Origin of the sequence: Streptomyces sp. TRM68367, assembly GCF_014495685.1 — a bacterium.
Lineage (GTDB): Bacteria > Actinomycetota > Actinomycetes > Streptomycetales > Streptomycetaceae > Streptomyces.
Map to the genome: position 1 here is coordinate 1 of NZ_JACTVI010000067.1, position 13,829 is coordinate 13,829.

Below are 13,829 nucleotides of genomic sequence, written 5' to 3' on the forward strand. Positions count from 1 at the left end.
GTCCTTCGTCCGTCCGGACGAAGGACGCCGACGAGACTCCCGGACGAACTAGCCGCGGCTGTCCGTCGCTTCCAGGGTGAGGGGGTGGGTGGCCAGCGGGGTCACCTGGATGTCCGCGTACGGCCGGATGGGCAGGGAGGCCAGCACCTTCTCCAGCTCATCCGCGTCTGCGGCCGACCAGATGCCGACGTTGCCGCGCTGGCCGGGCATCCGCCAGATGTGCTTGAGGACGCCTGTGGCCATGAGTTCGTGCGCGTGTGCGTGCTCGCGCTTGACGACCTCGTCGCGTTCTTCGACCGGCAGCTCGTAGACGCGGGAACCGTCGAGGTGGATCATGAAATCCATGGAAGTCCTCCTTGGGTGAGTTGTTCGATGTGCCGCGCGGCGATGGGCTGTGTGATCCCAGCTGTCTCGTCCGTCAGCGGGTCTGCGGTCCATCGGGGTGGGCGGAGACGGCGTCGGCCTCGGTTTTTCTCGGCGCGGGCGCCGATGAGTCCACGCGCTGATGGCCGGCGGGCAGGAAGCGGACCACGCCCAGCGTCGTGGCCACCAGGAGGGCGGCCCCGATGATCAGGCTGATGCGCATGCCCGTCATGAAGTGGGCCGAGTCGGCGATCAGTGCGCCCAGGAGGGCCACGCCGATGGCTCCGCCGAACTGGCGGGCCGCGCTGAGGACTCCGGAGGCCAGGCCTGCCCGCTCGTGCGGGACCGATTCCAGCATCGCCGTCGTCAGGGGCGGGATCGCCAGACCTCCGCCGATGCCCAACGGGACAAGCAGCACCAGGAGCAGGGGAGTTGGGGTGTCCTCGGTGACGAAGAGCAGCCCGAGGATGCCCAGCGTCTGGATGATCTGGCCGATGATCAGCGGGAAGCGCGGCCCGTGGCGGTTGGTGAGCTTGCCCGCCAGCAGGTTGACCAGGGTGGTGAAGGCCGTCATCGGGATGAACATGAGGCCTGCCATCAGGGCCGAGGCGCCGCGGTGTTCCTGGAAGAAGATCGTGAAGACGAAGACCAGGCCGTAGTAGCCCAGGTTGAGGGCCAGGCCGGCGCTGGTGCACACGGCCACCGCGGGGTTGCGGAACATGGTCAGCGGTACCGCCGGGTTGCTCTGGCGGGACTCGGCGATCAGGAACACGGCTGCGGCGATGACCGCGACCGCGAAGCCGGCGATGGTGGCCGGGTCCGTCCAGCCGCTGGAGCCTGCGTTGATCACCGCGAAGACCAGGGCCGCGAGGGCCAGGACGGCCGTGATCTGGCCTGCCGGGTCCATCGGAGCCTGTCCGCGCGGGGATCGTGGGGCGCGGAGCATGCCGATGAGGGCGACGATGCCGACGGGGATGTTGATGAAGAAGATCCAGCGCCAGCCGAGCCCGGTCGTCAGGGCTCCGCCGACGACCGGGCCCGCGGCGACGGCCGCCCCGCCGCCCGCCGTCCACCATGCGATGCCGCGGGCGCGCAGCGACGGGTCGTCGTAGGCCTGGCGGACCAGGGCGAGCGAGGCCGGCATCATCACCGCTGCCCCTGCTCCCTGGATCGCCCGCGCGATGATGAGCACGTCGAGGCTGGGGGCGAGTCCGCAGAGCGCGGACATCAGGGTGAAGACGGACAGGCCGATCGTGAAGGCGCGGCTCGCGCCGACACGGTCCGAGATCGCGCCCGCCGACAGCAGCAGCGCAGCGAAGAGCAGGGTGTACGCCGTCACCACCCACTGCAGCGCCGAGACCTGACCGTCCCACTGCGCGCCGATGCTCGGCAGCGCGACGTTCACCACCGTCGTATCCAGCGTGATCACGAAGAACGCCAGACAGGCGACGAGGACGGTGGCATTGGGGCTCAGACTCGGCCGGACGTCAGCCGCCCTTGCCCCGGAGGGAGAACCAGCGGCAGGTCGCCTGCTCACAGTGTCCTTTCGAAGTGGGCCCTCACCGAGTCCAGGGCCGGTGCCACTGTCGATTCCTGGTCGTAGAAATCAAACTGGGTACCCGTTGTCCACTGCAGTTCCTTGGGGGCCGTCAGCGCCTCGTGGAAGCGGCGGGCGCCGTCCGGGACGGCGGCGTCCGGGCTGTGCAGCATGAAGGTGGGGGCCGTGCACCGGGGGGCGACCGCGATGGGGTCGAAGGTCAGCCACTGCGGCCAGCTCATGACGGCGAACCGGTTGCCCCACTGCGGGATGGCCCCCCGGTCGGCGTTCAGGTAGTAGTCGAACGGCCCGTACATGGCGGCCCGTTCGTCGGTGTCGCTGGCCGCCGGAATGTAGTCGACCTCGCCCGTCGACTCGTACTTCGCCCGGGCCGCCTCGCCCAGGGTCATCCGCTCGCGGATGCCGTCCAGGCCGCCGTAGATGTCCTGGACCAGGGTCGCGTCGTGCAGCCATGGGGCCACCATGGCGACGGAGCGGATCTCCGGGGTGCGTGAGCCGGCGACCGCGATGTACCCGGCGCCGGCGCAGATGCCGAGCGCGCCGATCCGGGACGGGTCCACATCGGGCCGGGACTTCAGGTACTCGACGGCGCTCACGATGTCCGCGATCTTGCGCTCCGGCGATTCGAAGTTCTGCGGATCGCCCTTGGACGTCCCGTAGCCGCGGAAGTCGAAGGCGAGAGCGGTCAGGCCCCGCTGAGCGAGTCCGGCGGCGTAGCGGCCCGCCATCTGTTCCTTGACCGTGAGCCACGAGCCGACCACGAGTACTGCGGGAGAGGCGTCCCCCGCCGGCTGCGACGCCGGCCGGTAGAGGTCGCCGCGCAGGTCGACCCCTTCACTGGGGAGTGCCACCCCCTCGACACGCACATCACCGTTGGGGTTCATGGGTCTCCCTTCCAGGTCCTGCCAGCGCTCACTGCGCTCCGCGATGCATGGTAACCAAAACGCTTGACTTACTGTCAAGCCATGAGTCATTTTTCCTTGATCGAATATGACTACCTTGTTGACATTCCATCCGTCACGCAGTCACTCTCGATCGATCACCGAACAAGGAGTCGACTATGACGCAGGGTCAGCTCGCCCCGCCGCGCGACGCCCAGTCAGTGGGGCGCTACTTCCTGGACCAGATCGGCGGTGGGCAGCTCGAAGCCGCGTTCGCCTGCCTGGCCGACGACGTGGTGATGGAGATGCCGTTCGCCCCGCCGGGCAGCCCGACCCGGCTGGAAGGGGCCGATGCGCTGCGCAGCCTGTACACGGGGGTCGTGGGCGCGGCCCTGTCGATCGAACTGCCGGTGAGCACCACCTGGCCGTTCGCCGACCCCGAGTGGGCGCTGGTCGAGTACACGGGCCGGATCGTGCAGCCCGGCGGGCAGGAGTACACGAACGTCTACCACGGCCTGTTCCGGGTCGTGGACGGGAAGATCAAACTCTTCCGGGAGCTCTACGACACCTACCGGTTCGCCGAGCAGGTGCCCCTCGAAGCCCGTCGGGCGATGTTCCCGACCACCGACGAGGGGTGAGCGGGATGCCCCAAGCCGCCGCCCGTGCCGTCGGTGTGGGAGTCCCCCTGTCCGGAGCCTGGGCGACACCCGCCACCCAGGTGCGGGTCGCCCAGCAGGCCGAGGAGCTCGGCTACCGGTCCCTGTGGACCTTCACCCGCCTGCTCTTCCCGATGCAGAGCAACGATGCCGAGTGGTCGTCCGACTTCCAGCCGGCCTTCCACTACGGCGTGGCGGAACCGCTCATCACGCTCGGATATCTGGCCGGCTGCACCGAGCGGATCCGGCTGGGCATATCCGTACTCAACGCGCCATTCTTCGCCCCCGCGGTGCTGGCCAAGCAGCTCATCCAGCTCGACCGGGTGTCGGACGGACGGCTCGACGCCGGTCTTGCCCAGGGCTGGTCCGAGGAGGAGTTCCGGGCTGTCGGCCTGCCCATGGAGCGGCGCGTGGCCCGCACTCTGGAGTACGTCGAGGTGCTCCGCCGGATGTGGGAGCAGGATCAGGCGGAATTCCAGGGCGAGTTCACCGAGCTGCCCCGCACCCTGGTCCGTCCTCGCCCCGTGCAGCCGGTCTTCCCCCTGCTGCTCGGCGGCTCCACCGAGAAGGCCTGGACGCGGGCGGGGCGCCTGGCCCAGGGCTGGGTCAGTCCGGGTTTCGTCACCGTGGCGGAGGTCGCCGAGGCCGCGTCCGGGGTCCGCGCGGCCGCCGAACGCGCCGGGCGCTCCCCCGACGAGATGCGCATCGTCGTGCGGGCCACCGTCTTCCTCGGCCCCGAACTCGGTTCCGGGCGCGCCCCCTTCAACGGTTCGATCGGCCAGATCCGGTCGGACATCGAGCAGATGCACGACGCCGGAGCCACCGAAGTCTTCCTCGACTTCAACTTCGATCCGCAGGTCGTCGGTCCCGATGCGGACCCCGCCGGCTCCCTCGGCCGGGTCGAGGAAGCGCTGGGTGAACTCGCTCCCGTCGCGCTTCCCGCCGCACGGTGAGGCGTACACCAGGAGACTTGGAGAGACCATGATCCATGCGATTTCGCGGCTCGTCGCGGGCTGCCGGCCCGACGGCACCTCGGTGGTCGAGGCGAGCGGGCCCCTCGCCCCGGTGACCGTGGGCGCGCTGCCCGGCGTCGAGTTCTATCAGGTCTGGGGGCGCAACGACGCCCCTGCGATAGGCGACGGCGGCACCGAAGCGGCCTTCGTCCCCTACTTCCCCGGGGCCGACGGGACCCGCTTCGTGATCCTGCGCTGGCCCCCGGAGACCGGGCGGGGCCCGCAAGGCGATCCCGACGCGCTCTCCGCCGAGGTCGAGGGGGTCTTCCCCGGACTGCTCCAGGCCCTGGCTCCGGACGAGAAGGGACACCACGCGACGGACACCGTGGACATGTCGATCATTCTCGAGGGCGAGCTCTGGCTCCAGCTGGAGGACGGCTCCGAGACCCGGCTGACGCCCGGCAGCTGCGTCGTGCTGCGCGGCAACCGGCACTCCTGGTCCAACCGCAGCGCCGAACCGGCCGTCATGGCCAGCGTCTTCATCGGTGCGAACGACAAGCTCCGCCAGACCGGCTGACCCCCTTAGTACGCGCCTGCCCGGTCGGTGGAAGTGAGCCGGCCGGGCAGGCCCGCGTCGTTCAGGGCCTGCTGGTACGCGGCGGTCGACTCGGCGACGTACCCGTACTGCTGCCAGATGTCCGCGATCCGGCGCCACGCGGCGGCCGACGAGCGGGCGGGGGGCAGTTGGCGAAGCTGCTGTGCCGCGGCCCGGAGCGTCTCCTGCGCCTGCTGGCTCTCCCCCGCGCTGAACTGGGCGTGCGCCAGCACGGCGCGGGCCTCGACCGACTCCCGGCGCGGTTCGTCGCGCAACAGCCCCAGTGCCTTGGACGCGTGCTGCTGCGCTTCGGCGGCCCGGTCCAGTCGCAGGCACGCCAGCGCGATTCCGGTCTGCGCCGATGCCTGCTCGAGGACCGTTCCGACGTCCACGAGCTGGGCGTGCGACCGCTCGAGCAGCTGATGGGCTCGCTCCGGGGCACCGGGATCGGAGCAGAGCAGCAGCGTCCCGTAGGCACCGCAGAGCAGGGCGTGGTGGCGCACATGGTCGCTCTCGGCCAGCAGCGCGCGTGCCCGCTCGGCCAGTGCGAGGGCCTCGTCGATCCGGCCCTGGGACTGCGCCACGAGAGCGGCGTTCCAGTAGGTCTCCCGCTGTGCGGTCCGGCCGCCGCGGTCGTCGGCGATCCTGATCAGGCGGTCGGCCACGAGGCGGGCCTTGGCCAGGTCGCCGCGGGTCCGGTAGCAGCCGACCAGCACGGCTGCGAGCTGGATGTGGTCGTCCGTGGCCTCGAGGCCGAGCTGGTCGAGTCGGCGCAGGGCCCGCTCGCCGATCTCGACGCTGAGGACCTGGTCGCCGAGTGCCTGGTGACAGCGGCAGAGCGCCGTGGCCAACTGGCTCCATTCCGCCGATCCGGCAACGCACTTGGGGTCCTCGTACAGCAGGGTGAGCACCTGGACGGCGGCCTCGGTGCGGCCGAGTTGCTCCAGGGCGAGCGCCTGGCCCAGGCGTGCCCGGCGCACGGTGGCCTCGGGCAGGACGGGCGCGGAGGCGAGGACCTCGCTGAAGGCCTGCAGCGCCTCCCCGTTGGCACCGTTGTGCAAGGAGAGGTCGGCGAACGCCGCCTTGAGCTCCAACTCGCGTGTACGGGTGCCGTCCTGACCCGTGAGCAGATAGCCGGTGGTGCATCCGAGGCGCTCGGCGAGGAGAGCCACGACCGCCGCCGAGGGCGTCCGCTTGCCGGACTCGATCAGCGAGATGTAGCTCACCGAGACGTCGTCGCTGGCGAGGTCCTGTTGCTTGAGCCCCCGAGCACGGCGGAGTTCCCTGAGCCGTCGGCCGGTGCCTTCACCGTCTTCGGCGGTGCTGTCCACAGTGTCTCCTCGGGGCCTGCTGGGGTGCTGTCGGCGGGGTGAGGGAAATTTTACAGGAAGTTTGACAACTGTCGCCATCGCCGGTGAAGGAAGTCACAACTTCTGCTCTGCCGCTGCCCACACACCGCGACTTCAGGATGTACAACGTCCCTTCTCGCGGCCTCCCCCCGGCCTTGGCTAAGGTCACGCCGAGTGACGGCAGTGCACCGCATGAGGGATCTGGGCTGGTCGCAAGCGCATGTGGGTTCGAGACAGGAGTGGGGCATGTTCCGACCGATGCGGCGTGCGGCCTTCTTCGACCTCACCCATCCGGAGCGCCCTGTGCACGAGGATGCGGCCCTTCGGGACGCGCTGGCGGGCCACCGGGCCGAGGGGGACCTCGTCGTCCTGGTCGTGGATGCCCACCGGCGGTTGCCGGAGCGGCTGTCCGCCGAGGGGACCCTCGTGCGGCTGCCCCCGTCCGCCACCTGCGACATGGACAAGTGCACGACGGTCGTCGAGGCGATGACCCGCCTGTGCATCGACCCGGCCAGCTGTTTCGGCTACGGGGATCTGTGCGCCGGGACGGGGTTGCTCAGTGTCGTCGGCAATCCGCGCGTCATCGCCTGCAGCGCGGACAGCAGCAGGCTCGCCCAGGAGCGGGGCTGGCCCGTCATCATGCCGCCTTCCGCCGTGTAGGGGTGCGGCGGCCGATGCCATCGGCCCGAGTGGAGAAATCGGCCCGAGTGGAGAAACTGCCGAAGCCCGCCAACGTCCACGGACCTCAGGAAGTCGCCATGCATGTGCAGCAGCCCGCTCATTCGTCCCGCATACGCGTCGATCTGCTCACCAAGGAATTCTCTCCGGAGATTTACGGAGGCGCCGGCGTCCATGTCGCGGAACTCGCCGGGGAATTGCGCGCACTGGTCGATCTCGAGGTGCGCTGCTTCGGTTCGCCGCGCGACGCGCAGAACGTGACCGCCTACGCGGAACCCGAACTGCCGGGAGAGCAGAACCCCGCCCTGCGCGCCCTCGGTGTGAACGTCGAGATCGCCGCGGCATGCGCGGGCGCGGACCTGGTCCACAGCCACACCTGGTACACCAACGGGGCCGGCCGGCTCGCGCAGGTGCTGCACGGCATCCCCCATGTCGCCACCACCCACAGCCTCGAGCCGCTGCGCCCCTGGAAGGCCGACCAGCTGGGCGGCGGCTACGCGTTGTCGTCCCTGGTGGAGCGTTCGGCGCTGGAGAGCGCGGACGCGCTGATCGCCGTGTCGCACGGCATGCGCCAGGACATCCTCCGCGTCTATCCCGACGTGGATCCGGACCGGGTGCACGTGGTGCACAACGGCATCGACACCCGGGCCTACCGTCCCGACCACGGCACCGCGGCGCTCGAGCGGCACGGGGTGGACCCCGACCGGCCCATCGTGCTGTTCGTCGGCCGCGTCACCCGGCAGAAGGGACTGCCCCAACTGCTGTGCGCGGCCTTCGAGTTGGACCCCCGTGCCCAGCTCGTGCTGTGCTGCGGGCAGCCGGACACCCCCGAGATCGGAGCCGAGACCGCGGCGCTGGTCGACGAGCTGCGCCGGGTGCGGGAGGGGGTCGTACGGATCGACGGGATGCTCGACCGGACCTCCCTGCTGCAGTTCCTCACCCATGCGTCCGTGTTCGTCTGCCCGTCCCTCTACGAGCCGATGGGCCTCGTGAATCTGGAGGCCATGGCCTGCAGCACAGCCGTCGTGGCCACCGCGACGGGCGGCATCCCGGAGGTCGTGGCGGACGGCGAGACGGGGCTTTTGGTGCCCATCGAGCAGGAGCAGGACGGCAGCGGCACCCCCCTGGACCCCCGGCGCTTCGCCGCCGACCTCGCGGCCGCGGTGAACCGGCTCCTCGCCGACCCGGACCACGCCGCCCGGCTCGGCGCGGCCGGCCTCGCGCGGGCGCAGAAGGAATTCGGCTGGGATGTGGCGGCGGAGCGGGCGCATGCCGTCTACCGCTCCGTGCTGGATCGCCGGCCGCACGGTCCCCGTACCCCGACTTCATGATGTGTGTTTGATTTCGTTGACCCGACCACCACTTTCGCCGATACCTTCACAGGCATGTCTCAAACGACTTCCGCGCACCGAGCAGAAGGCGTCCCGGAGCATTCGAGGCCCCCAATCGGCAACTCCCTGTTCGAGGGCGGGGCAATGAAGTCCGGGGGGTCCGCTGCGTCATCCGTGGAGGCCCCCCCGAAAGGGGGGGCACGGGTAACAACCCTGGAGTTGTTCTTCGATCTCGCGTTCGTCTTCAACTTCACGCAACTCGCCCGGGTGCTCAGCCGGGACATGACGCTGCGCGGAGTCGGTCAAGTACTGCTGATCTTCTGGCTCCTGTGGTGGATGTACGGCGGATACGCGTGGCTCACCAACCACCTTCCGCCGCACCGCAGGCACCACCGGATCCTGCTGCTGCTCGGCATGGCCTCCTTTCTGGTCATCGGCCTGGCCACTCCGAACGCCTTCGACGGCGACGGCGTCGCGTTCGGCATCGGGTATCTGCTGATCGTCACCGTGCACGCCGCGCTCTTCGCGTTCGGCGGCCCGGGAGCGGCCCGCAACATGCTGCGCATCGCGCCGTTCCACACGGTGGGCGCGCTCCTCATCATCTGCGCCGGCCTCCTCGACGGATGGGTCGTGTACGCGCTGTGGGCCTCGGCCGTCGGCCTCGAGGTCATCGCGCCGGTGCTGACGGGTGTGTCGGGCTTCGAGCTGAAACCGGGCCACTTCGTGGAACGGCACGGACTGCTCATGATCATCGCGCTCGGGGACTCGTTCCTGGCGCTCGGCATCGGCACCGACGGCGGCCAGGCGGGGCCGTCGGTTGTGACCACGGCGGTCCTCATCTTCGTCATCCCGGCCGGCCTGTGGTGGGTGTACTTCGACGAGTCCGAAAAGGCCTGGCGGGCCGAACTCGCCCTGGAGCGCCAGGATGCGGTGCAGCGCTCGCGCCTCGCACTCGCCGCGTTCTTCTACGCCCACGTCCCGATGCTGATCGGGCTGATCCTCATCGCCGCGGCCGTCAAGAAGACCATCGTGCACCCCTACGAACCACTGGCCACGGCCCCGTCGATCGCGCTGGCCGGTGGTGTCGCGCTGTACCTCGGCGGCATCGCATGGTTCCACGGAATTCTGAAGATCGGCCCACAGCGTTTCCACTTCACCGCCGCGCTGCTCGCCGTCCTGGCCGTTCCGGTGGGCCATACCGGATCAGCGGTGGCCGAAGTCGTACTGCTTGGTGTCCTCATCGGCGCCGCCCTGCTCAGCGACCATCGCTGGACCAAGAAAATGGCACACCTCTATCACTGAAAGAAGAAGAATTCATGAGTTCTGTGGCCGACCGGCTGGACATCATCGAGACGTGCACCCGCATGGGCTGGTACATCGACCAGCGCGAGTGGGAGTCGCTGGGGGATGTCTTCAGCGACGAGATCATGCTCGACTACACCAGCCTCAACGGCGGTGAGCCGGGCCCCGTGTCCAAGAAGGACCTGATCGGTGCCTGGTCGGGGCTGCTCGGCAACTTCGCCGCCACCCAGCACCTGCTCAGCAACTTCCTGGTCGACGTGCAGGGCGACAGCGCCGTCACAACCGCGATGTTCCAGGCGACGCACCGCATGCCCAACGAGCACGGCGGACCGCTGTGGACGCTCGCCGGCACCTACCGCATCGCCCTGGAGCGCACGGCGGACGGCTGGCGGATCAACGGCATCGTGATGACGGCCACTTGGGCCGACGGCAACCAGCATCTGTTCGCCCGCGCCGCACAGGCTCAGTCCACCGATTCCTGAGCGGCGATATCAGAAAGTCGACCACCCATTTCTTGCTGGCTCCTGGGTTCTCTCTCAGGATTTCTCTGGGATTCCTTCCATTTCTAGGAGAGTTCATGAGCAACGCCACGGAAGAAACCAGGAAAGTCGTTCAGCGGTGGTTCGACGCACTGACATCGGGCGACTTCGAGACTGCCCTTGACACGCTCGCCGAGGACGTCGAGTGGATCAACTACACGCCGGTGCCCGGCTACAACGACGACATGAAGTGGATCGGCAGCTACCGCGGCCGCAGCGCCGTCCTCGAGACCCTGAAGATCTTCACCAGTGCCGTGGACGTCCGCTTCGAGAAGTTGGTGAACCTGGTCGTCGACGGCGACCAGGCCGCGGGGGTCATCCACGAGATGTCCACCGTGCGGGGCACCGGCGTCGAGTTCGAGATCGAGTTCATCCAGTGGCTGACGGTGCGCAGCGGCAAGATCACGCGCTGGAAGTCCTACACCGACCCGTCGCAGATCATCCGGGCCCTGCGGGGCGACGTGTCGGGGCAGGAGGCCGCCTGATGAGTGCCGAGCTGATCACCGCCGTACGCGACCGGGACACCGCACGGGTCACCGGCCTGCTCGCGGCCGGCGCCGACGCACGCCACCGCGAGCCCAGCACGGGGCTGACCGCCCTGATGATCGCGGCGGGGCAGGCGGACGCCCCCACGGTCCGTGCCCTGATCGACGGCGGGGCCGATGTGCTGACCGCCGACAGCCGGGCCGGCGCGACCGCGCTGCACAAGGCATGCCAGGGCGGCAGCCTGGAGGTCGTGAAGGCTCTGGTGGAGGCCGGTGCCTTCGTGGACGCCGTCGCGCCCACCACCGGGCACACCGCCCTGATGGACGCCCTCTGGTACAAGTACCCGGACATCGCCGCGTACTTGCTGGACCAGGGCACCGCGCTGCAGGTCTACACGCACTACGGCTTCTCCCTCGAGCAGCACTTCGCGTACGAGCTGAACGTCAACACGTTCGGCAAGGACAAGCTGCTCAGGGCCGAGGAGCACCTCAACGCCCGGCGGGCCGGGGACGAGCGCGCGGTGGCCGAGCAGGAACTGATGGCGGCGACCGCAAAGGGCGACACCGAGCGGGTGCGCAAGCTGCTCGCCGCCGGCGCCCCGGTCGACGAGCGCTCCCCCAACCTGAGCGGCTTCAACGACAGTCACACCCCGCTGCTCGTGGCCTGCCGCGACGGTCACGACGAGATCGTGCGGCTGCTGCTCGCGGCGGGTGCGGACGTGAACGCCGTCGAGCCCACCTTCGGCGCCGTGCCGCTGCACAAGGCCGTCTACAACGGTCACGCCGGCATCACCGCCGACCTGGTCCGCCAGGACGGCATCGACCTCGACTTCCAGGGCGCGACCAACGGCTACAGCCCACTGCACGACGCGCTGTGGCACGGCTTCGAGGACTGCGCACGCACGCTCGTCGAGTCCGGCGCCCGGCTCGACCTCATCGGCCACGACGGCAAGACGCCGCTCGACCTCGCCGTCGAGGTCTTCGGCGCCGACCACGCGCTCACCGAGCTGATGAGCTCGCGCGGCGCCCGCTGACCGCTCAGCCCTCAACACCCAACAGCCCTCCACAGACACGGAGTTGAAGCATGCTGTTCTACGTCCAGATGAAGTGGAAGCACGAGGGACGCATCACCCTCGACGAGCTGTGGGAGCTCGAGCAGGACGAGGCGGCGCACGCCCAGGAGACGGTGGACTCCGGTTTCTGCGTGGGCATCTGGAAGGTCGCCGCGCAGAAGCGGGTCATCGCCATCATCGACTCACCGGACGCCGAGGAGCTCGACCGCACCGCTCTGGGCCGGCTCCCCATGCGGGAGTACCTGGAGTTCGAGACCGTCTGGCCGCTGCGCGACTACCTCGGCTTCGCCGAGGACGTCAAGCAGCGCTACAAGGTCTGACCACGGCGGAGTCCGAGTTCGTGAACCGGGAACTGGGCCGCACCGCCCTCGTCACGGGCGCCAATCGCGGCATCGGTCTCGAGACCGTCCGCCAGCTGGATCTGGCCGGCCTCGACGTCGTGCTGGCCGCGCGTGATGTCGCGCACGGCCGGGCCGCCGCGCGCTCGCTCGACAGCCCGCGCATCCGGGTGGAGGAGCTGGATGTCACCGATGCCAAGAGCGTCGCGGACTGCGCCCGGCGGCTGGCCGACGACGACGTCGACATCGACGTCCTGGTCAACAACGCCGGGATCTACCCGACCGACTCGTTCTTCTCGCTCGACGAGGACACCATGCGCCGAGCCCTGGACGTGAACCTCATGGGGGCGTTCCACGCCTGCCGGACGTTCTGTCCCGGTATGGCGCGGCGCGGCTACGGCCGGGTGGTGAACGTGTCCTCCGGGCTCGGCGCCCTCACCGAGAACGTGCCGTCCCCGGCCGCGTACGGCATCTCCAAGGCCGCGCTCAACGCGCTGACCCTTGTGGTGTCCGCAGCGGTGCCGGGGACCGTCAAGGTCAACGCGGTCTGTCCCGGCTGGGTCCGGACCGACATGGGGGGCCGTGGGGCACCGACCGGTGTCGAGCAGGGCGCCGACACGGTGACCTGGCTGGCGCGCCTGCCGGACTCCGGGCCCACCGGGGGGTTCTTCCGCAACCGCAGAAAGATCGACTGGTGAGCGCGGCCCGGGTCGTCGCGGTGGTGGCGGCGGTGGTCGTTCTCGCCTTCGCCGTGGCGGTCACGGCCAGCGACTATGTACGTGCCGCGACGAAGGAAGCCGTCCGCGACACCCCCGACGAGCACGACCCGGCGGCCCTGGCCGCGCTGGACCCTGCCGTGCGCGGCTACATCGACGCTGTCGACTCCCGGGACGTGAACGCCCTGGTCACGGTCTTCGCACCGCAGGCGACCGTCGACGACACCGGGCGCAGCTTGCGCGGCCGCGCGGCGATCAGGAACTGGGCCGGCGACGAGGTCATCGGCGGCCGGCTCACCGTCCTGCGCACCACGCCCGGCCCCGAAGGCCCCACCGTGCTGCTGCACTTCGACCCCGCGGGGTTCCTGGCCGGTTTCCGGGCCCGCTACACGTTCGACGTCGACCACGGCGTGATCGCCCGGATCACCCTGCGCTACGCCTGACCCGCCATCACCCCGAGGAGACCGCCGTGCCGTACCGCCCCCTGATGTCCGCTCTCGCGCTGGCCGCCCTGCTGCTGGCCGGCTGCTCCGAGGGCTCCGAGCAGGCCGACAGCCCACCGGGCACCACGCGGCAGGCGACACCGGATGGCGCGAAGGAGACGACCGGGCAGGCCCCTGACGACACCGTGAACGAGGACCGGAAGGACACAACGGTGGACCCCGCCGCCCAGGCCTACGTCGACGCCGTGGCCGCCAAGGACCTCGACGCGCTGGTGGACGCGTTCCACTCCGATGCCCAACTCGTGGATGTGGGACGGGAGTTCACCGGTCACGACGAGATCCGCGACTGGGCCCGCGACGAGGTCATCGGCGGCCGGCTCACCGTCCTGAAGAACACGCCCAAGAGCAACGGCACGACGCTGCTCGTGCGCTTCGCCCCCGGCGGCACCGGCGGATTCGAGGCCAACTACGAGTTCGACGTCCGCGACGGCCGGATAGCCAGGCTCAATCTGCAGTACGCCTGACCGCGCCTTCGCGCCCTGCTTTTCGTCCTCTTCCCAAGGAGTGGC

Annotated in this window: 17 protein-coding genes; 13 read left to right on the forward strand and 4 right to left on the reverse strand. The window is 69.6% G+C overall.

Annotated features, from left to right (window positions below):
* Window positions 1-48 precede the first annotated feature (48 nt).
* The 3 genes from H8R17_RS31475 to H8R17_RS31485 all read right to left on the reverse strand — a co-directional run bounded on the left by H8R17_RS31475 (window position 49) and on the right by H8R17_RS31485 (window position 2,805).
* Window positions 49-345 (reverse strand): muconolactone Delta-isomerase family protein, encoded by a 297-nt coding sequence (locus H8R17_RS31475; protein WP_187826621.1) that lies wholly within the window; start codon window positions 343-345, stop codon window positions 49-51.
* A gap of 73 nt (window positions 346-418) precedes the next feature.
* Window positions 419-1,792 carry an MFS transporter gene (locus tag H8R17_RS31480; protein ID WP_399477520.1) on the reverse strand — a complete coding sequence of 458 codons (1,374 nt, stop codon included), beginning with the start codon at window positions 1,790-1,792 and terminating at the stop codon, window positions 419-421.
* A gap of 104 nt (window positions 1,793-1,896) precedes the next feature.
* Window positions 1,897-2,805, reverse strand: a complete 909-nt coding sequence (locus H8R17_RS31485) for an alpha/beta hydrolase (RefSeq protein ID WP_187826623.1) — start codon at window positions 2,803-2,805, stop codon at window positions 1,897-1,899.
* A 176-nt stretch (window positions 2,806-2,981) separates the two neighbouring features.
* Between H8R17_RS31485 and H8R17_RS31490 the strand changes: the two genes are divergently transcribed.
* The 3 genes from H8R17_RS31490 to H8R17_RS31500 are packed head-to-tail and all read left to right on the forward strand — an operon-like array spanning window position 2,982 to window position 4,988.
* Complete coding sequence (locus H8R17_RS31490) at window positions 2,982-3,440, forward strand: nuclear transport factor 2 family protein (RefSeq protein ID WP_187826624.1); 459 nt, start codon at window positions 2,982-2,984, stop codon at window positions 3,438-3,440.
* Window positions 3,441-3,445: 5 nt separating this feature from the next.
* Window positions 3,446-4,411 carry a TIGR03619 family F420-dependent LLM class oxidoreductase gene (locus H8R17_RS31495; protein ID WP_187826625.1) on the forward strand — a complete coding sequence of 322 codons (966 nt, stop codon included), beginning with the start codon at window positions 3,446-3,448 and terminating at the stop codon, window positions 4,409-4,411.
* 28 nt (window positions 4,412-4,439) lie between these two features.
* Entirely contained in the window at window positions 4,440-4,988 is a 549-nt protein-coding gene (locus tag H8R17_RS31500) for a cupin domain-containing protein (protein WP_187826626.1), read from the forward strand.
* A 5-nt stretch (window positions 4,989-4,993) separates the two neighbouring features.
* On the opposite strand, the gene H8R17_RS31505 is transcribed toward H8R17_RS31500, so the two are convergent.
* Complete coding sequence (locus H8R17_RS31505) at window positions 4,994-6,337, reverse strand: helix-turn-helix domain-containing protein (protein ID WP_316959581.1); 1,344 nt, start codon at window positions 6,335-6,337, stop codon at window positions 4,994-4,996.
* A 264-nt stretch (window positions 6,338-6,601) separates the two neighbouring features.
* On the opposite strand from H8R17_RS31505, the gene H8R17_RS31510 reads away from it, so the two are divergent.
* The 10 genes from H8R17_RS31510 to H8R17_RS31555 all read left to right on the forward strand — a co-directional run bounded on the left by H8R17_RS31510 (window position 6,602) and on the right by H8R17_RS31555 (window position 13,784).
* Window positions 6,602-7,015, forward strand: a complete 414-nt coding sequence (locus tag H8R17_RS31510) for a hypothetical protein (protein WP_187826628.1) — start codon at window positions 6,602-6,604, stop codon at window positions 7,013-7,015.
* A 98-nt stretch (window positions 7,016-7,113) separates the two neighbouring features.
* Entirely contained in the window at window positions 7,114-8,364 is a 1,251-nt protein-coding gene (gene glgA / locus H8R17_RS31515) for a glycogen synthase (RefSeq protein ID WP_223125710.1), read from the forward strand.
* Between the two features lie 144 nt (window positions 8,365-8,508).
* Window positions 8,509-9,666 (forward strand): low temperature requirement protein A, encoded by a 1,158-nt coding sequence (locus H8R17_RS31520; RefSeq protein ID WP_262505642.1) that lies wholly within the window; start codon window positions 8,509-8,511, stop codon window positions 9,664-9,666.
* A 14-nt stretch (window positions 9,667-9,680) separates the two neighbouring features.
* On the forward strand, window positions 9,681-10,148 hold the full coding sequence (locus H8R17_RS31525; protein ID WP_187826630.1) for a nuclear transport factor 2 family protein: 468 nt from the start codon (window positions 9,681-9,683) through the stop codon (window positions 10,146-10,148).
* Window positions 10,149-10,243: 95 nt separating this feature from the next.
* On the forward strand, window positions 10,244-10,690 hold the full coding sequence (locus tag H8R17_RS31530; protein ID WP_187826631.1) for a nuclear transport factor 2 family protein: 447 nt from the start codon (window positions 10,244-10,246) through the stop codon (window positions 10,688-10,690).
* Window positions 10,690-11,724, forward strand: coding sequence for an ankyrin repeat domain-containing protein (locus tag H8R17_RS31535; RefSeq protein WP_187826632.1), 1,035 nt, complete (start codon window positions 10,690-10,692; stop codon window positions 11,722-11,724). The genes H8R17_RS31530 and H8R17_RS31535 overlap by 1 nt, the downstream gene beginning before the upstream one ends.
* A 50-nt stretch (window positions 11,725-11,774) precedes the next feature.
* Complete coding sequence (locus H8R17_RS31540) at window positions 11,775-12,083, forward strand: muconolactone Delta-isomerase (RefSeq protein WP_161304493.1); 309 nt, start codon at window positions 11,775-11,777, stop codon at window positions 12,081-12,083.
* A gap of 20 nt (window positions 12,084-12,103) precedes the next feature.
* Window positions 12,104-12,799 (forward strand): SDR family NAD(P)-dependent oxidoreductase, encoded by a 696-nt coding sequence (locus H8R17_RS31545; RefSeq protein ID WP_187826633.1) that lies wholly within the window; start codon window positions 12,104-12,106, stop codon window positions 12,797-12,799.
* A complete protein-coding gene (locus H8R17_RS31550; protein WP_187826634.1) occupies window positions 12,796-13,260 on the forward strand; it encodes a nuclear transport factor 2 family protein in 465 nt (154 codons plus the stop codon). The genes H8R17_RS31545 and H8R17_RS31550 overlap by 4 nt, the downstream gene beginning before the upstream one ends.
* A 26-nt stretch (window positions 13,261-13,286) precedes the next feature.
* Window positions 13,287-13,784 carry a nuclear transport factor 2 family protein gene (locus tag H8R17_RS31555; protein ID WP_187826635.1) on the forward strand — a complete coding sequence of 166 codons (498 nt, stop codon included), beginning with the start codon at window positions 13,287-13,289 and terminating at the stop codon, window positions 13,782-13,784.
* The last annotated feature ends 45 nt before the right edge of the window (window positions 13,785-13,829 follow it).